16 protein-coding genes are annotated in these 18,311 nt (G+C 37.7%); 3 read left to right on the top strand and 13 right to left on the bottom strand.

What is annotated here, in order from left to right:
* Positions 1-53: 53 nt before the first annotated feature.
* The 10 genes from ahpF to ABD005_RS04655 form a co-directional block, all read right to left on the bottom strand.
* Entirely contained in the window at positions 54-1,613 is a 1,560-nt protein-coding gene (gene ahpF / locus ABD005_RS04700) for an alkyl hydroperoxide reductase subunit F (protein WP_343815537.1), read from the bottom strand.
* Between the two features lie 232 nt (positions 1,614-1,845).
* Positions 1,846-2,415, bottom strand: coding sequence for an alkyl hydroperoxide reductase subunit C (gene ahpC / locus ABD005_RS04695; protein WP_215979863.1), 570 nt, complete (start codon positions 2,413-2,415; stop codon positions 1,846-1,848).
* A 509-nt stretch (positions 2,416-2,924) separates the two neighbouring features.
* On the bottom strand, positions 2,925-3,530 hold the full coding sequence (locus ABD005_RS04690; protein WP_343815532.1) for a PEP-CTERM sorting domain-containing protein: 606 nt from the start codon (positions 3,528-3,530) through the stop codon (positions 2,925-2,927).
* A 202-nt stretch (positions 3,531-3,732) separates the two neighbouring features.
* Positions 3,733-4,632, bottom strand: coding sequence for a DNA-binding transcriptional regulator OxyR (gene oxyR, locus ABD005_RS04685; RefSeq protein ID WP_215979865.1), 900 nt, complete (start codon positions 4,630-4,632; stop codon positions 3,733-3,735).
* A gap of 233 nt (positions 4,633-4,865) precedes the next feature.
* Positions 4,866-4,988, bottom strand: coding sequence for a hypothetical protein (locus ABD005_RS04680; RefSeq protein WP_289847612.1), 123 nt, complete (start codon positions 4,986-4,988; stop codon positions 4,866-4,868).
* A 115-nt stretch (positions 4,989-5,103) separates the two neighbouring features.
* Positions 5,104-6,150, bottom strand: coding sequence for an isoaspartyl peptidase/L-asparaginase family protein (locus ABD005_RS04675; RefSeq protein WP_425544880.1), 1,047 nt, complete (start codon positions 6,148-6,150; stop codon positions 5,104-5,106).
* Positions 6,151-6,268: 118 nt separating this feature from the next.
* Entirely contained in the window at positions 6,269-7,756 is a 1,488-nt protein-coding gene (locus ABD005_RS04670; protein WP_343815525.1) for a Na+/H+ antiporter NhaC family protein, read from the bottom strand.
* Positions 7,757-7,994: 238 nt separating this feature from the next.
* A complete protein-coding gene (locus ABD005_RS04665) occupies positions 7,995-8,186 on the bottom strand; it encodes a hypothetical protein (RefSeq protein WP_215979867.1) in 192 nt (63 codons plus the stop codon).
* Positions 8,187-8,358: 172 nt separating this feature from the next.
* On the bottom strand, positions 8,359-9,537 hold the full coding sequence (locus ABD005_RS04660; RefSeq protein ID WP_343815520.1) for an anhydro-N-acetylmuramic acid kinase: 1,179 nt from the start codon (positions 9,535-9,537) through the stop codon (positions 8,359-8,361).
* Positions 9,530-10,987: an OapA family protein gene (locus tag ABD005_RS04655; protein WP_425544879.1), complete on the bottom strand. Its 1,458-nt coding sequence runs from the start codon at positions 10,985-10,987 to the stop codon at positions 9,530-9,532. Before ABD005_RS04655 ends, ABD005_RS04660 begins: the two co-directional genes overlap by 8 nt.
* A 236-nt stretch (positions 10,988-11,223) precedes the next feature.
* Between ABD005_RS04655 and ABD005_RS04650 the strand changes: the two genes are divergently transcribed.
* Positions 11,224-13,203, top strand: coding sequence for a HAMP domain-containing methyl-accepting chemotaxis protein (locus tag ABD005_RS04650; protein ID WP_343815516.1), 1,980 nt, complete (start codon positions 11,224-11,226; stop codon positions 13,201-13,203).
* Positions 13,204-13,502: 299 nt separating this feature from the next.
* The gene (tyrS, locus tag ABD005_RS04645) at positions 13,503-14,702 is read left to right on the top strand and encodes a tyrosine--tRNA ligase (RefSeq protein WP_215979870.1); all 1,200 of its coding nucleotides are present in this window, start codon (positions 13,503-13,505) and stop codon (positions 14,700-14,702) included.
* A gap of 309 nt (positions 14,703-15,011) precedes the next feature.
* Here tyrS and ABD005_RS04640 read toward each other — a convergent pair whose 3' ends face one another.
* From ABD005_RS04640 to ABD005_RS04630, 3 genes are all read right to left on the bottom strand, one after another.
* Positions 15,012-15,893: a TraB/GumN family protein gene (locus ABD005_RS04640; RefSeq protein WP_343815514.1), complete on the bottom strand. Its 882-nt coding sequence runs from the start codon at positions 15,891-15,893 to the stop codon at positions 15,012-15,014.
* 271 nt (positions 15,894-16,164) lie between these two features.
* Positions 16,165-16,422, bottom strand: a complete 258-nt coding sequence (locus ABD005_RS04635; protein ID WP_343815511.1) for a hypothetical protein — start codon at positions 16,420-16,422, stop codon at positions 16,165-16,167.
* Positions 16,423-16,762: 340 nt separating this feature from the next.
* Positions 16,763-17,263: a lactoylglutathione lyase family protein gene (locus ABD005_RS04630; RefSeq protein WP_343815508.1), complete on the bottom strand. Its 501-nt coding sequence runs from the start codon at positions 17,261-17,263 to the stop codon at positions 16,763-16,765.
* Between the two features lie 93 nt (positions 17,264-17,356).
* Between ABD005_RS04630 and ABD005_RS04625 the strand changes: the two genes are divergently transcribed.
* Entirely contained in the window at positions 17,357-18,229 is an 873-nt protein-coding gene (locus tag ABD005_RS04625) for a LysR family transcriptional regulator (RefSeq protein WP_343815505.1), read from the top strand.
* The last annotated feature ends 82 nt before the right edge of the window (positions 18,230-18,311 follow it).

Here is an 18,311-nt window from a genome sequence, read left to right as displayed (position 1 = left end):
CAATAACTCGCTTGAACTTCAATTAAGTCAGTTAAACTGAGTTAACCCGTTAATTAACCATCTTGACGAATAAGGTAATCAAAAGCGCCCAATGCGGCATTAGCACCACTACCCATTGCTATAATAATTTGCTTATAGGGACTATCGGTTACATCACCAGCAGCAAACACACCAGGTACTGAGGTTTCACCGCGGTTATTCACCATAATTTCGCCACGATTAGTTAACTCAATATCACCTTGTAAAAATTCACTGTTAGGCATTAACCCTATTTGTACAAAAATACCTGCCAAATCAACATTATGACTTTCACCCGTAATACGGTCGGTGTAACGTAAACTGGTAACGCGTTTACCATCTCCAATCACTTCGGTTGTTTGCGCATTTTTGATGATGGTAATGTTATTTAATGAGTTGGCTTTGCGTAATAACACTTCATCTGCACGCAAAGTATCAGCAAATTCTAAAACAGTTACGTGTTCAACAATACCAGCTAAATCAATCGCTGCCTCAATGCCAGAGTTACCGCCACCAATAACCGCAACGGGTTTGCCTTTAAATAATGGGCCATCACAGTGTGGACAATAAGCTACACCTTTACCGCGATATTCATTTTCACCCGGTACATTCATCTCTCTCCAACGTGCGCCTGTAGCTAGCACCACCGACTTGCTGCTCAGCACTGCACCATTTTCTAGCGTGACATCAACCATGCCGGTCGTCTCGTTGCGCTTTACATTACTGGCTTTGTTGTTATTCATAATATCAACATCATAGTCACGAACATGCTCTTCTAAATTAGCAACTAACTTAGGGCCCTCTGTTGCTTTCACTGAAATAAAGTTCTCTATGGCCATGGTATCAGCGACTTGACCACCAAAACGATCAGCCACTAAACCCGTACTAATGCCTTTGCGGGCTGCATATATTGCAGCTGCTGCGCCAGCGGGTCCACCACCAACAACGAGAAAATCAAAATTATCTTTTTTGGCAAGTTGTTGTGCTTGGCGCACACCAGCACTTTTATCGACTTTATTCAGAATTTCAGTTAATGATATTCTACCTTGACTAAACGACTCACCATTAAGGTAAACGGTTGGTACGGCCATGACATCACGGTCAAATACTTCTGTTTGAAAAAGTGCACCATCAACCATGACATGCTTTATCTGTGGGTTAATGGCCGCCATCATATTTAATGCTTGTACTACCTCGGGGCAGTTTTGACAGCTCAGTGAAATATAGGTCTCAAATTGGTAATTGCCTTCAAGGTTCCGTACTTGCTCAATAACTTCATCACTCAATTTCATTGGGTGCGAGCCGCTATGTAGCAATGCCATTACCAGAGAGGTAAACTCGTGCCCCATAGGAATACCCGCAAAGCGTATTTCGCTGTCGGTTGCTGCACTACGCACCAACATAGATGGCACTCTTTCGTTAATATCAGTTCCCTGAGTAACAGTAATGAGTGATGACAAACTCGCAATTTGGTTAACCAATGCCGTTAACTCTTTTCCTTTCAAGCTGTCATCAGTAAAGGTGATCAACTCAACGGGTGTTTTTAAATTCTCTAAATAACTTTTTAACTGTGCTTGTAATGTTGTGTCTAACATAAATACCTCTACTGATGCTGGAAAAATCGCAGATATGGAAAATAAAAGGGTATATGGGAAGAATAATTAGCTAAGGTTTCCCCCTGCTAATTTTTTCTAAGTAAATTTTTCACTTAAAACCGAAGTATATGCTGCCTACTTGAGAGGAGGAATTACATAGACTCTCTATGTAATTCCGAACAACAAAAGTAGGTGCATAGAAACGCTTTATAAAAACTTAGCCACTCAAAGCTTAAATTTTACCTACTAGGTCAAGTGATGGAGCCAGTGTTTCACCACCTGGTTGCCATGCTGCGGGACAAACTTCGCCATCGTGCTCTGCTACATATTGCGCAGCTTTAATTTTGCGTAATAATTCAGCAGCACTACGACCAATACCTAAATCATGTACTTCAGCAATTTTGATTTCGCCTTCAGGATTTACAACAAACGTGCCTCGAAGTGCTAAACCATCTTCTTCAATCATGACACCAAAGTTACGGGTAATTTTACCTGTTGGGTCACCAATCATTGGGTAGTTAATTTTATTAATTGTATCTGACGCGTCATGCCATGCTTTGTGAGTAAAGTGAGTATCAGTTGATACTGAGTACACCTCAACGCCCATTTGCTGTAACTCAGCGTAGTGGTCTGCCATATCACCTAATTCTGTTGGACATACAAAGGTAAAATCTGCAGGGTAGAAGAAAAATACTGACCATTTATCAGCAACATCTTTTTCACTTACTTCAACAAACTCACCGTTATGAAAAGCTGTTGCGTTAAAAGGTAATAATTTTGTATTGATAATTGATTGGTTCATGTGAACTCCTGTCGTTTAATAATTTACTCGCTTTCTAAAAGTAACGAGTCTGGTTAATTGAAACGTTTAATAATGCGTTTCGTTGAAGACAGGAGAATAATAAAGCCTCACTAAAGATTAGTATAATCGATAGTAATTATAAATATGATAGATAAAAACTATCAAGGAGAGGATAAAAAGATTTAAGAATATTTTTGACCAAAAACTGAAACAGCAATAACCCAATCTATTTAACCTGATCTCGGCTTAACAAATGTTTCTCTAGCAGCTACTTTTCCTAACTTCTTCGTTAAATTTACTTGCAATAGGCCAGCTATTGACGCGAAATTTGCCTTGAATTAAGAAAAACTATCAAGCTAGAGGTTCATAAAAGTAATTTTTGCTGATATTTCAATTTGTTAAATATCTCTTAAACCGAGTTCAGGTTATTTAGCTAAATGGCACAAACAAAAAAGCCATCAATCATAACAATTGATGGCTTTCGTCATAAAATAAAAACTAATTTATGTTTATTTTTTTACTTTACGAGACACTAAACCTAATAAGCCTAAGCCTAAAATAGCAAGCGTTGTAGGCTCTGGAACGGCTACAGTTACTGATGACTGTGAACCTATCGTTGCAAAGTTTGCTACTTCACTCGTTTGGTTAGCTCTAAGTTGACCATAAACTAAGATTGAGGCAGCACCACCGTTTTCCCAGAATAATAAGTCAAATGTTGTCATACCGGTATCAGCGAAAGTTTTCCAACCACTATTTCTAAGTGCAGTATTAGCATTATAAGTATATAAGCTGTTACCACCTAAGCTAACGTCAATGCCATCATCATGAAAAAACTTTAATGCAGAGTACAATGACGTATCGATCATACCTGTAGCGGTTAATACAAAAGTAGTATTGTGTCCGCCTTGAAAGGCAGATGCACCATGGTGACCTGAATCACTAAAGAAAATATTATTACTCGTTAATGTAGTATCTGCTGCCGCTGCATTATTAATAACGGTTTGAGACTGTGCGATGCTATTTAGTGCTGAGTTAGACTCATAGATACTGATTACAGTCGCGCTGGCATTTAATGTTAATAGTAAGGTCAGTGCACCTAAGATAAACTTCTTCATTTCTGTTATTCCTTTGTAATACGGAGGTAGAATATATCGAATTATTTCGCTAACTAAAAAGAAAGCAAAATAAATGCCAACAATAAATTAATACTTCTTAACAATAACTTGCATATTGATTTCGTGGTTTTTATTTAAGGAATGTAAAAGGTTTTGACACTTTTGTTCAAAACCCTCTATAAACATTAACGTACAAAGGCTATTAATTAACCACATCGTTGAGAGAGTCTCTAATACTTGCAACAATTTTTCTGACACAAACCATACGAGAATAATTTGGACGAACGAGTAATGATATTCCGCGAATTGGTGCTGGTGATTTGAATTCACCATAGTGAATACTTTCATCGTGAGCATGACCATAGGCGGCTAAGGCAGGTAATAAGGTAATTCCCATGCCACTACCAACCATGTAACGTAAGGTTTCTAAGCTGGTAGCCTGAAAGCTGGTATCTTCATTGGCACCCGCGGCAAAGCAATAACCCATCGCTTGATCTTTTAAACAGTGACCATCGGCTAAGGTTAGGATTTTTTCACCATGTAAGTCATTAAGTTCGAGCTGTTTTTTACCAACTAAGCGATGGTTTTTCGGTGTCGCTAATATAAGTGGCTCATCAAATAAATCATAAGCATCAAATTTTTCCATTTCACTTAAGTAGGGTAAAACTAATACATCAAGCTTACCTTGATCTAATTGCTCAAGTAACACCTTAGTTTGGTTTTCGTGTAGATAAAACTTAATGTTTGGCAGTGTTTTATTGAGACCAGACATTATGTGAGGTAATAAATAAGGAGCTAAAGTGGGAATTAACCCAACGTGTAAATCACCAGCAAAGGGATCTAATAGTGCTTTTGCTGAACGTTCAAAATCATTAGCCGCTTGTAACACTTTATGCGCATCTTTTACTAACTGCTCTCCCGCAGGCGTTAACATCACATTACGACGATGTCGTTCAACTAATTGCAAACCTAACTGCTGCTCTAGCTTCATCAGCTGACCACTTAGCGTTGGCTGGCTAACAAAGCATGCTTGGGCAGCTTGACCAAAATGCTTATGCTCGTCTATCGCACTTAAATATTCTAAATCTCTCAATTTTATCATTGTTGAAAACTATTATTAGAGGCGTATATACACATTATAAACGATGGTTATACTTATACCAACGAAGAGCTGAGTAGAATAAGTAAAGGAAGCCAAGAAGCTACAAAGTTAGGTTAAATGAATAGAAGTTTCACGAAAATGAAGTAAATTTATAGGGGAAGAGGTGCATTAGAAAGGAGTTACTGGCTATTACGATTTAATAGCCAGAATCGTGTTTACCAAAGAGGATAAACCTAGCGTAATAACGAGTACCAACCCATAAGCATAGGTAATAAAGGAACACATATTATTACTGCAGTAAGGGTTAAAATGTTAACTGCTGACGTGGTATCTTTAAAGTCTTCATGATCTGACATGGTTAATTCCTGTACTACTAAATTAAAGGCCCGCATTATAATCACAAAAGGTCGCTTTTAATAGCATTAGTTGATCTAGATCAACCAATGCTATTAAAAGCGACCTAAACTTTCCTTATTCTGCTATGTCGTCTTTAAAAATTGCAATATGACTTTTTTGTTGTGAGGACTTACTCGCTCGATACATACCTTTGGTATTAAATGGTAAGCTCATATTACCTTGGGTATCAATAATAATGACCCCGCCAGTACCGCCTACAGGCATGAGTACATCATGAATAACCTCATTGCCAGCTTGCTCAATACTTTTACCTTGATATTGCACTCGCGCACAAATATCCGCAGCAACATTATAACGAATAAAATATTCTCCATGACCAGTAGCAGACACCGCACAAGAGTTATTATCGGCAAAGGTCCCTGCGCCAATCACGGGGGAGTCACCAATACGCCCAAAGCGTTTATTCGTCATACCACCCGTTGAGGTTCCAGCCGCTATATTTCCTGATTTATCAAGTGCAACAGCACCAACCGTACCTACCTTATATTGTGTATCTAACGCAAAATGTGCGGCTTGATAGTCTTTGCTCGTTTGCATCGACTTTTTCATTTTCGCTTTGGCCTTATGAAGCGCCTCTAGGCGATTAGTAGTATCAAAAATACTATTGTCGATTAACTTAACCCCTTTGCTTTGTGCAAATTCTTCTGCGCCAGCGCCACTCAACATCACATGTACCGATTCATCCATCACCAAACGCGCTAAGTTAATAGGGTTTTCAATATGCTTAACGCCAGCAACAGCACCTGCTTGACGATTTTTTCCATCCATAATAGACGCATCAAGCTCATGTGTTTCATCGTGTGTATAAACAGCGCCCTTACCTGCGTTAAATAGTGGTGAGTTTTCCAAAATATTAATAGCAGCGGTTACCGCATCTAAACTTGAGCCCCCCATATCTAACACTTGATAGCCCGCTTCAAGCGCTTCAGATAACTTAGCGCGGTACTTCGCCTCTTTTTCTGGAGTGAATCGTGATTTTTCTATCGTACCGGCACCACCATGAATGGCAATTGCGATAATATTATCACTCGCTTGATGTGACTCACTATTAACTGACGTAGCATGACTACTGAGCGGCAATAATACTGCACTAGCACTCAATAACAGCGAAGTTATTAACCCTTTTAAATTAACTGGCGAGTTATGGTATTTGACGGTATTACCTCTCGTATAACTAGTTTGACTAGTGATAGTTTGTTTCATTTTTGCCTCTTTATTTTTATAGCATAACGACGCTAGCGAGAATATAAGCACACAAAGTAACAGCGCCGCCAAAAAGTGCATACGGCAATTGTGTTTGAACATGTTCGAGTAAATCACACCCTGAGGCAATCGCCGAAACACAGGTGGTATCTGAAATAGGCGAACAATGATCCCCAAAAATACCACCACCTAAAATGGCAGCAATAACTAACGAGGGGGGTAAGCCTAGACTTTGTATTAATGGCACACCAATAGGAATCAAAATAGCAAAAGTTCCCCAAGAAGTTCCTGTACTAAATGAAATAACAGCACCTGCAATAAACAGCATAGGTACAACTAAAACTAACGGTAAGTAATCACCAACTACGCCTGAAATAAATATTCCTGTACCTAAGTCTTTTAAGCTCGCACCTAGAGTAAGTGAAAGCAACACAATAGTGACTAAAGGGAGTAACTCGGCAATACCTGAAAAACCGACAGAAACCAATTCATCGTGACGGTAACGTTTTGAAAAAAACAATAAATAATAGGTGACGACTAACGCTACACATGTGGCATATAAAACTGATTTACCACCGCTACCCTGCGTAATATCACCATTGCCAGTCCAATACATAAAAAAGAACATTGACAACACCATAGTTAATAACGGGATAATCATAAAGCGTGCTTTAGTTGGAGCAACTATCGACTCAGTAAGGTTATCATTATTAGCCGGCTGATTGGTCGAATGGCTATTTTGAGATACGTTATTATCTTCTTGTGTTAATACTGAATTATTAACTGTTGATGTTTTTGTATAAGACGTTGATGTAGAAATACTTTGTTGAGATAACTCAAGCTTTCTTAATGGTCCATGTACTTTGTCAAAAAACACCGTATACATCACCATTAACAAAGCAATAATGGCATAAAAATTAAAAGCGATTGTACCCCAAAGAATAGAAACAGACGATTGACCTAAATCGTAATTGCTCAGTAACGCTAAAATATATGCGCCCCAACCATTAAGTAAAATAAGAATACAAACAGGTGCACTAGTACTATCAATAATAAAGGCTAAACGGGCGCGGCTCATTTTGAATTTATCAAATAAATCGCGTGATAAAATGCCTGCTGTTAAAACACTTAAGTTAGACTCAATAAAAATAACCACCCCGGTAAACATGGTTAAACTTCCTACTTGCCGTCTACTTTTTGCAATACCTTTATTAACCAGCTTTTCAACCGTTGCGGTAACACCACCGGAGTTTCTAACATAAGCCAACAAAGCACCGATTAATAAGCTAAAAATAAGAATACGAGCATTACCTGGCGAGATCACCACGCTAACAACGCGCTCAATCAGCCCAATACCACCATAAAATACAGCGTTATTATGCTCAGCTAAAGCAAGTAAAAATTCAGAAGTAAACACTGCAGCAAGCAAAGCGAGTATTACTTCTCTCTTCCAAAGCACGAGAATTATTGCAATGAGTGGTGGCAATATAGACAACCATTCCATATTTATGAACCTTAAGGTGTTTTTGAGGGTAAGCGAGGCAGTGTGGCAAATCATTATTGAGGATTCAAGCGTTAATGATATTAAGCCTACTTGTTAACTATCTCTTAAACCAAGTTCAGGTTAATTACTCAAGCTATCAATATTCATAAAAAAGCCCAGCTATAATCGATATAACTGGGCTTTCGGTATTTGGGTAGGCGTTACTTATACGCAATTACTTAATATTGTTCGTTAGCGCCTAGTAATAACCATCTTCTTTATTATGAGCTTGTGGATCGTCAATAATTTCATTGAAGTTCACTTCAAAATTATTATTGTTACATGTGTCGGCCATATATATAGTGCGGGTTGAACCATCAATCCAAGTCACTGTACCACTGCCTTTTTTGCTGCCACACTTCATACCTATATGAATATCTTTAAACTCCATAAAAACCTCCAGTTTGTATTCCTATACTTCAGGTGTGATCTGTAAAAGTATCAACCCTGTCTAAGTTAGATGGATATAAGTCGATTAAGTTCATTATCACTGAGCTTTTATTTCGACCATCAACCAACTATAGAGTACATTAGAGATTTTTCCAGATGATATTTATGTTTACTTAAGGGTAAAAGGCAACGCCTAGAGTACAAGCGACCCGAGCTCCAGTAACAGCCGAAATACTACTTATTAGCTTATGCTCATAGGCGTAAGCAAGCCATGCAAAAGCCGTTGCTTCAAGCACATCACCATCAATATTACGTTCTTGTGTTGATAATAATTCATACGCTAACCCCCCTTGAACAATTAACGCCTGCTTAAGTTGCTGCATCAAAGCGCGATTATGAATGCCGCCGCCACATAGATAAATGTTACCTTGAGCTGACAACTTAATAATCTCGTTCGCAATAGAGTGAGCCGTTAGTGCCACCAGTGTTGCTTGCACGTCGTTAGGCTTTAAGGCTTGGTTTTGTTTAATTGAAAAGTCAGTTAATTGTGCAAAAAGCCAATTTAACGTGAAATATTCTCGCCCCGTGCTTTTCGGTGCCGGTAAAGCAAAATAAGAGTCTTGAAGAAGATGGCTTAGCAATGCCAAGTTAACGCTGCCTGTTGATGCCCAATGACCGTTTTCATCATAGCTTTTATGATCACTATCAGTTGAAGCAGCCATTACTAGATGATTTTCTTTAAACCAATCATCTAATAATGCATTACCAGGGCCGGTATCAAACCCCAACACTTGCTTGTCATTACCCTCAGGTAAAAAAGTAATATTGGCAATGCCACCAATATTCACTACAAAAACATCTTGGCTAGGCTCTGAAAAAATATGCTGATGGAACGCAGGTACTAAAGGCGCACCTTGTCCGCCTAGTGCCATATCTTTACGTCTAAACTGTCCAATCACCTTAATACCTGTTAATACAGCTAAGGTTTGGCTGCAACCTATTTGTACGGTAAAAGAATGGGGGAAGTCTGGGCGGTGGCGTATAGTTTGCCCGTGATTACCTATGGCAATAATGTCTTCGCTTGTAAGGTTTTCCTGCAATAGCAGTGCGCGTATCGCATCACCAAAAATATGAGCTAGTTCTACGTCTAAGCTATATGCGCGATCAATTTCATTATTATGAGGGTTATAAAGTGACGTTATTTTTTCAACAATATCAGGAGTGTATGCTTGATAATAACTACCAGCGATTATCAAATTTTGGCAACCTTGCGTAAAATCAACTAAAGCAAGATCAACCCCATCAGCGCTGGTTCCCGACATTAGCCCAATATAATACTTAACCTTACTCATTGTTGCTTGCAATACCTGTAGTCTTTTGAGTAGATTTCAAGGCATTTCTCGCACCCGCTAAAGCTTGTAAACGTAGCGCCGAAATACGTTGAAATTCCGCTTTATATTTTTTAGCAATTGGCTGAGCATCTGGCAGTTTTACGGTACGTGGGTTGCGGTGTACACCATTTAATAAAAACTCATAATGTAAATGAGGCCCTGCCGCCAAACCAGTAGCGCCGACATAACCAATCACTTCCCCCTGTTTAACACGCTGTCCTTTTTTTACTGCCCGTTTAGAAAAATGCAAATATTTAGTCACAATACCATTACCATGCTGAATGAAAACATAATGACCATTATATTTATTATAAGCTGCATGGGTCACTTTACCATTACCTGCCGCAACTACCGGTGTGCCAGTTTTGGCAGCATAGTCTATACCACGATGAGCTTTCCAACGTTTTTGTACGGGATGAAAGCGTCTTGGCTTAAAGCTTGAGCTAATATATTTGAAATTAACCGGGGCTCGTAAAAAAGCTTTACGCATACTTTTGCCATCTGGAGTGTAATACTCATTATCGCTAAAGCGTACCGCTTGAAAAACTTCACCTTGGTTAACAAACTCAGCGGCTAAAATATTGCCTGTTCCTATGTATTCACCATCAATATATTGCTGCTCATAAACCACATTAAAGCTATCACCAGCCCTAATGTCTTGTGCGAAATCAATATCCCAACCAAAGACGTTAGCAAAATTAATCACTTGTGCATCAGTTAAACCTGCACCCACCCCTGCATTCCAAAAGCTTGAAGATATTTCACCATGGCTAAAAGCTTCACGTATTTCTACCGCTTTGACTTCTTTAGATGATTGGTAAGTATCGCCTATTAAATTAATGTATAAGGTATCAGTTTTAGATAAGGGATATTCAAGCGCTGCTAATTGCTTAGTATCATTCGTTGCAATACGTAATTCATCGCCAACATTTAGCTTTTTCAGTAATTTACTGTCTTCACCTTTTGCCGTACTAACTGCATAGGTTGTTTGAGCGCTGAAACCCAAACGTTTAAATATTCTTGCTAACGAGTCACCACTTCTAACTTTTACTGTTTGCCAATTCAACTCCACAACCGGCGGCTCTTCATCTGCCATATTTGGTGTTGGGGGGTTTATGGTTTTAGTTGCTTCGCTCACTAATGTGCCGCGTTCAATTGCATCGTTATCACTCGCTAAAGAGGGCAGATCTTTTACCTTGCTATTTGAAGGGCTTGGGTTGCTATCGTCAATGGCGCTATGCTCAATACTGTTACCCAAACTTTTAACTTCATATCGTTTACCGACAGCTAAGTCGGTAACATCATCTTGGCTGTTATTACTGGGCATTAGTAAAAAAACTAAAAATAACAAACTAAAAAAGCCAATAACAATGCGATGCTTCAGAGGAAGCTGAGAGAAAACTTCTAATATTTTTTTCAAGGAACTACTCAAAGGGACTACTCAAATATGGAAAGCGAAAACATTAATAAATAACCACTATATCAAAAAAAAATAGCAAATGTCGCCAAAAGCTTATTATCAAAAGGTAAATATAAATTTAGCAAAATACGAAATACTAACTAAAGTAAAAGGTAATAGAGGCGATAAGTAAAGGATTACAAGACTCATGTGCAAAAATATAACCGTATTAAACAAGGTAATAAATAATGAAATTAACTATTTCTCAACGTCTTTACGCTGGCTTTGCAATAGTCATATTATTAATGCTAACAATCTCCACCGTAATTTGGCTTAAAAGCCAAAAAATACAACAAATAGTTGACGAGGTACAAAGCGACGATATCCCTGGCGTTATTTTATATTTACAAGTACTCGATGAAGTCGGTGATATGCAATCGAGTATGCTTGAATATTTGACTGGAGAAGTAAACGAAGTAAAGGTGTTTAACGAAAGTTACGCCGAATTTAACACACAATTTGAAAAGTTAAAGCTGATTGAATCAGCTAAAGCCACCGATCGTGAGAAAATGGCTAAAATTAAAAATCTTGTTGATACCTTTGCAGCGCAAGCTAAAGAAGAAGTTTTTTCTCGCTACAACCCTGAAACAGAACGATGGGCGTTTACATTAATAAAAGAACTTGAAAAAACGTCAGTGCGCGAGCTTGAGTCGCTATTAGATATTTCAAAAAAAGAAGCTTTGAAAAATGATTTATCTAGTGCTGTACTTTATTTAGAGTTAATTGATGAAGCAGGAGATCTAATTGCTTCACTCACGGGTTTTATTGCCGGCGATATAAATAAAAAATCAGCTTTTGATGAAGATAAAAAATCGTTAGCTGAGTATTTGTCGCAATTACAAAAACTAGAGCAAAGCCCACAAAATCAAGCTAATCTAGTAAAAATAGGCCAGCTGTCTCAAAAGATAATAGCTGCAGGAGAAGAAGCCTTCGCTAAATTCGACCCTACCGCTAGAGCCTCAGCTTTAAAAGCTGCAGATAAAATGGAACGAGAGCTTTTTAATGTGGTTGAAGACATACTCGATAAATCATCTGACGAAGAAAAAGTAGACGCCAGTAAAGGTATAGATGAAACATTAACTTCTATAAATGACCAATTATTTACTTTAGTGGTTATCTCTATCATCGCGATTATTGCTGCTATTGCTATTTCTCATTACCTAGCAACAAACATCAATAAGCGTTTGAATAATGTACTCAATGTCGCCAACAAAGTGAGTGAAGGAGATTTAACCGCAGACCCTATTGTTGATGACAGTGGTGATGAAATTGGTGCCATCGCAATCGCTATGAATACTATGTCTAAATCACTTAATGACTTAATTAAAGATATTAATAATGTCTCTAATTCTGTCGCTAGTTCAAGTAATGATATTCTTGGCGCTACTATTGAAATGACCAACAGCTGTAATGAACAAGCACATAAAGCCAGTATTATTTCAGTAGCAGTAGAAGAAATGACAGCAACCGTAAATGAAGTTGCCAGCCAAAGCTCGGCAGCAGCCACAAGTGCGAGTGAGTCCGGGGTACAAGCAACAACAGGCGGCAATGTTGTTAAACAAACGGTACAAGGTATTAACCTACTTTCAGAAGCCGTTAATTCAACAGCTGAAATGGTCAACAAATTGGGGGCACGTAGCACCGAAATAGGTGATGTAATACAAGTTATTAACGGTATTGCTGAACAAACTAACTTATTAGCCTTAAATGCCGCTATAGAAGCAGCGCGTGCTGGGGAGCAAGGTCGAGGCTTTGCTGTTGTTGCCGATGAAGTTAGAACACTGGCAGCAAGAACAACCCAAGCAACACAGGAGGTCGCTAAATCTATTGGCGCAATACAGTCAGATACTACCGCCGTTATTGCCAGTATTGACCAAGGCATTGATCAAGCGAGCAAAAGTGTAGAGCTGGCGAATAAAGCTGGTGATTCACTTGATATTATTATGGCAGGTACTCAAAGCATAGAGGCCATGATTACTTCAATTGCTGCCGCGTGTGAAGAGCAATCTGCTACAACCATCGAGATATCTCGAGATGTGGTAGCGATCAGTGGTTCATCATCTGAAATCTTAGATGTGACCAATCAAACATCAGAAAAAGCATCAAGAATGAATGAGTTATCTGATCAAATGAAAAATCTTGTTAACCGATTCAAATTAAGAGCATAAAAGAATAGATTACGCTATAAAGATAATTATTCTGTTTTAACATGAATCAAAATCAAGGCTTGTATACCCTGTTATACAAGCCTTTTTTATTTTACTTACCACACTATTAAGACAAGTTATTTACCTCTCTGCACTTCCCTAAAATTAGTTTTATTAAGATAAATACACGAAAACTCACTTAAAGGTTTTAACCTACTAATAAAGTGCAGTAGAATTCGACCATAAAATAAACTTATTACCTTGAATCTACTTTTATCGCATTAGAGTAAATTCAAAATGATAGCCAGTGGAGCTGAATTATGACAGATGTCAATCAAGCGTTTGCAGAGCTGAAACGCGGCGCAGAAGAAATATTAGTTGAAGAAGAGTTACTAGAAAAATTAAAAAGTGGTAAACCATTAAAAATTAAAGCCGGTTTTGATCCTACGGCTCCAGACTTACATTTAGGCCACACTGTACTTATTAATAAGTTACGTCAATTTCAATTACAAGGCCATGAAGTTATTTTCTTAATTGGTGACTTCACCGGCATGATTGGCGATCCTACAGGTAAAAATGTAACACGTAAGCCACTTACCAAAGAAGATGTGTTGGCCAATGCTGAAACCTACAAAGAACAAGTTTTTAAAATTCTAGATCCTGAAAAAACAACTGTTGCCTTTAACTCTACTTGGATGGAGAAATTAGGCGCTGCAGGTATGCTACAGCTAGCATCTCGCCAAACTGTTGCACGTATGATGGAACGTGACGACTTTAAAAAACGTTACGCTAACGGTCAGGCTATTGCTATTCATGAGTTTATGTACCCATTAGTACAAGGTTGGGATTCAGTTGCGCTTGAGTCAGATGTAGAGCTTGGCGGTACCGATCAAAAATTTAACTTGTTAATGGGACGAGAATTACAAAAATCTGAAGGGCAACGCCCACAAACCGTATTAATGATGCCATTACTAGAAGGTTTAGATGGCGTACAAAAAATGTCTAAGTCACTAGGTAACTATATTGGCATTACCGATAGCCCAACAGAAATGTTTGGTAAAATAATGTCGATTTCTGACGTACTTATGTGGCGTTATTACGAGCTTCTCAGCTTCAAGCCTCTTGAAGAAATTGAGAGCTACAAGACACAAATCAGCGAGGGCAAAAACCCACGCGACGTTAAAATTGATTTAGCCAAAGAGCTTATTGCTCGCTTCCACGACGAAGCAGCAGCACAAGCTGCACACGATGAATTTATCAATCGCTTCCAAAAAGGCGCATTACCTGATGACATGCCTGAGTTAAGCTTAACGGCCGAAGGTGGTGAAATTGGTATTGCTAATCTATTAAAAGAAGTTGGTTTAGTTGCCAGCACGTCTGACGCCTTTCGAATGATAAAGCAAGGCGCGGCTAAAATTGACGGTGAAAAAATAACAGACCGTAACTTAACAGTGATTGCTGGTAGTGAAGCAGTATATCAAGTAGGTAAACGTAAGTTTGCTCGAGTTACAGTGAAATAACCTACTCTAGCTATTGAACTAATACTCTTTAAAGTAAACAAAAGCCACGTTAATAAAGTTATTAACGTGGCTTTTTTACGGATATGCACAATACATCGGTTATTTAACCTGAGCTCGGCTTAACAAATGTTTCTCTAGCAGCTACTTTTCCTGACTTCTTCGTTAAATTTACTTGCAATAGCTCCCTATTGACGCGAAATTTGCCTTGCTTATCATATGAAAAGAAGAAAAACTATCAAGCTATCGGTTCAGAAAAGTAATTTTTGCTGATATTTCAATTTGTTAAATACTTCTTAAACCTAGTTCAGGTTATTTAAATTTTTCGACCTTGTAACCGCGTTTCTCCAATAGCGCTAGTACACTATTGTCACCAACTAAGTGCCCTGCACCTACTAAGACGAATTCTTTGTCGTTATCTGTAAACATTTCTTCAATTTTTGGCAACCAGTTTTTATTACGATCGCTAAGTAATAGTTTTAATGTTTGCGGGTCTTCCTGCATCGGCGTAATAACAATATCTGCTAAAGCACTTTCATCACCTATACGCCAAGCTTTAATAAGCTGGGTAAATATACTTTTAAAATCTTTCATTTGTGACAAGTTAGATTTCATAAAAGCTTCTTCGTTACCTAGCCCCATATTTGATAACATTTCTAGCTGAAAAGTGATGGTCTCTAAATACTCAATGCCTTTATTATCCTTGACCGCTAGTTGATTAAAATAAGCATCAACGCCCTCACCCGAAATATTTGAACGCTGTGCTTCCATCATTGCCATCATGGTAGTAATAAAGCCAGGTTTAAAACCGCTTAAATCATTCAAATTAGCGCCAAACCCTGCCATATATTCGCTCAACTGCTGATAGGTTCTTTTCGACAAAACATCAGTTAACTTTTTACCATTAGCGTAGCTCATTTTTTGCATCATTTGCGCCTGAAAATTGGTATCGGTTTGATCGGGCAGTTCAGTTTCAAGCACAATAGCATCTACCATTTTATAAACATCAGTAAACTCTGCCGGCAAAGGAAATTCTGACACGGGTAAAATGTGTATTGTGCCACCAACATAAACAACATCATTATTTTTGGATACTTTCCATACTGATGATTCTGCATTAGCCGCGCAAGAAAAGATTAGTCCTGCACATACTGTAATTGCCGTAGTTATTTTTTTTACTGTAAATTTTTTCATTTTTATTCCCTTAGTTCGCTAATGCTACTTTGCATACTGTAAATATGTTTAATTAACGCTAGATGCCGCTAATTTTTTACTTAATTGTATTTTTAATTGGACTGAAAATTATGCATTATACTTGCAATCATGCCTGTACCGCCCAAGCCAATAAATAAAAGAGTTAATACGCTAAGCCAAAAGCTTTTGCTACGTTCCTCTTTTTTAAAAGCTATGTAAGATACTACAATAAATATAATTATCGTTGCTATTTTAATCACGTAACAAACCATTAAATCTCTTTTTCTGAAATAGACAGTAATAGTTCCGCTAACGTTTTCTTTTGTCCTACGGCATTATGTTCCGTGGCTGGTTTTTCCATCTCAGCAATAAGCGATGGCATCGATTGCTCAATACTTTGTACGGCAACCTTACTCATTTCTCGCTTCATTTCATGAGTCACTTGAGCCGCACTAAGCGATAGGCTCATTGATGACAATAAAACAGTTAACGTAATTGTTGTTAGTTTTTTATTTAATATAGTTTTCATAATATCTACCTTTGTAGTTGTGTGACTCTGTATTGATTAATGTAGTTAAACTTCGTTTAGCCTACGCCCTTTAATACTTCGTTTTTGTCGTCCTGTGCTGTTGACAAGAGCAAGGTTAAAGCAGTGATACAGCAAAGTCGCTTACCAAAGCAATAGCGATATATTTATGAGAAAGAAATAACATAAGCTATTGTTTTAAAATTATTTTTATCAAACCTTATCAAAACCTTATATTGCTTTTTTTACTAACAGAAGTGCATTTTTTAGATAAATGAAGGAGATGAAATAACAAAAGCCGCTACCGTTTAGCGGCTTGAAAAGAGGTAATTAAATACTAATATTAATACGCGCCTGCAGCATAAGTCAGCTCATAACTATGGCTATAGATTTCCAGAATATTGCCAAAAGGGTCTTCCATGTAAATCATACGGTAAGGTTTTTCATCAGGATAATAATAACGTGGTGCTTTCATGCGTTTTTTACCGCCAGCCGCCACTATCTTTTCAACTAGTTCCTCTAAGTTAGGATCTTGGACACAAAAGTGAAATACGCCTGTTTTCCAATATTCAAAATTGTTTTTTGGGCTTTCTTGATTAGCAAATTCAAATAACTCAACCCCAATACGGTCACCTGTAGATAAATGAGCAATTTTGAATTTACTCCATTTGACACCAAAGACATCAGTACACATTTCACCAATAGGGCTATTGTCTTCAATGATTTCTGTTGGTTGCATAATTAAATACCAACCTAATACTTCAGTATAAAACTCAACGGCCTTTTCTAAATTAGGCACCGAAATACCAATATGTGAAAATGTTCTGGGATACGCTTTACTCATATTATTTTCCTCTCAAAGTTGATAGTAAAATAATAAAACACATAGTACATTACTAAAAATAATCATTTATTATAATAATGAGTACAACCTGTAATGATAAATCAAACTTGGTTACATACATTTTGCACCCTCGTTGATGTAGGTCATTTCACATTAACAGCACAAAGACTCTATATGACACAGTCAGGTGTTAGCCAACACGTCAAAAAACTCGAAAGCCAACTGTCTACTGAGCTACTCCTTAGAGAAGGTAAGTCATTTACCTTAACCGAGGCTGGGATAAAGCTTTATCAGCAAGGACAAGCACTTTTAATATCGTTGAATAAGCTTGAACAAGAAATAAAAAAAGATGATAAATATAAAGGGCGAATAAAAATACAATCACCCGGGAGCATTGGCCTAAAACTATATCCGTATTTACTTACGTTACAAAAAAAACACCCTGATCTTATTATCGATTATACCTTCGCGCCCAATACTACGATTGAAAAATCGCTTATAGAGCAGCAGTGTCATTTAGGCTTAATGACCGACATAAGTAAATCAGCGTCTGTAAATAGTAAGGAAATTTCAGTTGAGCCTTTAGTCCTTATTACACCTATTGACATTATTCATGTAGATTGGCCAATATTAATGCAGTTGGGGTTTATATCGCACCCCGATGCAAGCCATCATGGGCAATTATTATTAAGTAAAAATTTTGTTGAGTTTGATCATGTAAATCAATTTATGCATAAAGGTTTTTCAAATCAGATCAGTTTAATTTGTGAACCAATAAGCTATGGTATTGGCTTTACGATTTTACCATTATATGCTGCACACAGCTTCTCAAAGCAAAGTAAAATTCGAATTCATACCTTATCAGTCCCAGTATATGAGTCAATCTACTTAAGCTTTTGCAACAAATCCATAATTAACGAAAGGACGAAATTTATTACTTCATCTATCAAAGATTATTTAACCTAATAACGCACTTTCCCTTTTGATAATTAATAGATAAAAAAATACCAGTCGAATCAATTGACTGGTATTTTATACTCAACAAGAG

Source organism: Colwellia asteriadis (assembly GCF_039523295.1).
Taxonomy (GTDB): Bacteria; Pseudomonadota; Gammaproteobacteria; order Enterobacterales; family Alteromonadaceae; genus Colwellia; species Colwellia asteriadis.
This window is presented reverse-complemented; position numbering and strand designations above follow the sequence as displayed.

Bases quoted from the DNA above. Each gene is read 5' to 3' on its own strand.
- ABD005_RS04660 (WP_343815520.1), bottom strand. From the start codon at position 9,537: ATGAGTAAGGTTAAGTATTATATTGGGCTAATGTCGGGAACCAGCGCT.
- ABD005_RS04670 (WP_343815525.1), bottom strand. From the start codon at position 7,756: ATGGAATGGTTGTCTATATTGCCACCACTCATTGCAATAATTCTCGTG.
- ABD005_RS04635 (WP_343815511.1), bottom strand. From the start codon at position 16,422: ATGAAAACTATATTAAATAAAAAACTAACAACAATTACGTTAACTGTT.
- ABD005_RS04625 (WP_343815505.1), top strand. From the start codon at position 17,357: ATGATAAATCAAACTTGGTTACATACATTTTGCACCCTCGTTGATGTA.
- ABD005_RS04640 (WP_343815514.1), bottom strand. From the start codon at position 15,893: ATGAAAAAATTTACAGTAAAAAAAATAACTACGGCAATTACAGTATGT.
- ahpC (WP_215979863.1), bottom strand. From the start codon at position 2,415: ATGAACCAATCAATTATCAATACAAAATTATTACCTTTTAACGCAACA.
- ABD005_RS04630 (WP_343815508.1), bottom strand. From the start codon at position 17,263: ATGAGTAAAGCGTATCCCAGAACATTTTCACATATTGGTATTTCGGTG.
- ABD005_RS04690 (WP_343815532.1), bottom strand. From the start codon at position 3,530: ATGAAGAAGTTTATCTTAGGTGCACTGACCTTACTATTAACATTAAAT.
- ahpF (WP_343815537.1), bottom strand. From the start codon at position 1,613: ATGTTAGACACAACATTACAAGCACAGTTAAAAAGTTATTTAGAGAAT.
- ABD005_RS04680 (WP_289847612.1), bottom strand. From the start codon at position 4,988: ATGTCAGATCATGAAGACTTTAAAGATACCACGTCAGCAGTTAACATT.
- ABD005_RS04665 (WP_215979867.1), bottom strand. From the start codon at position 8,186: ATGGAGTTTAAAGATATTCATATAGGTATGAAGTGTGGCAGCAAAAAA.
- oxyR (WP_215979865.1), bottom strand. From the start codon at position 4,632: ATGATAAAATTGAGAGATTTAGAATATTTAAGTGCGATAGACGAGCAT.
- tyrS (WP_215979870.1), top strand. From the start codon at position 13,503: ATGACAGATGTCAATCAAGCGTTTGCAGAGCTGAAACGCGGCGCAGAA.
- ABD005_RS04650 (WP_343815516.1), top strand. From the start codon at position 11,224: ATGAAATTAACTATTTCTCAACGTCTTTACGCTGGCTTTGCAATAGTC.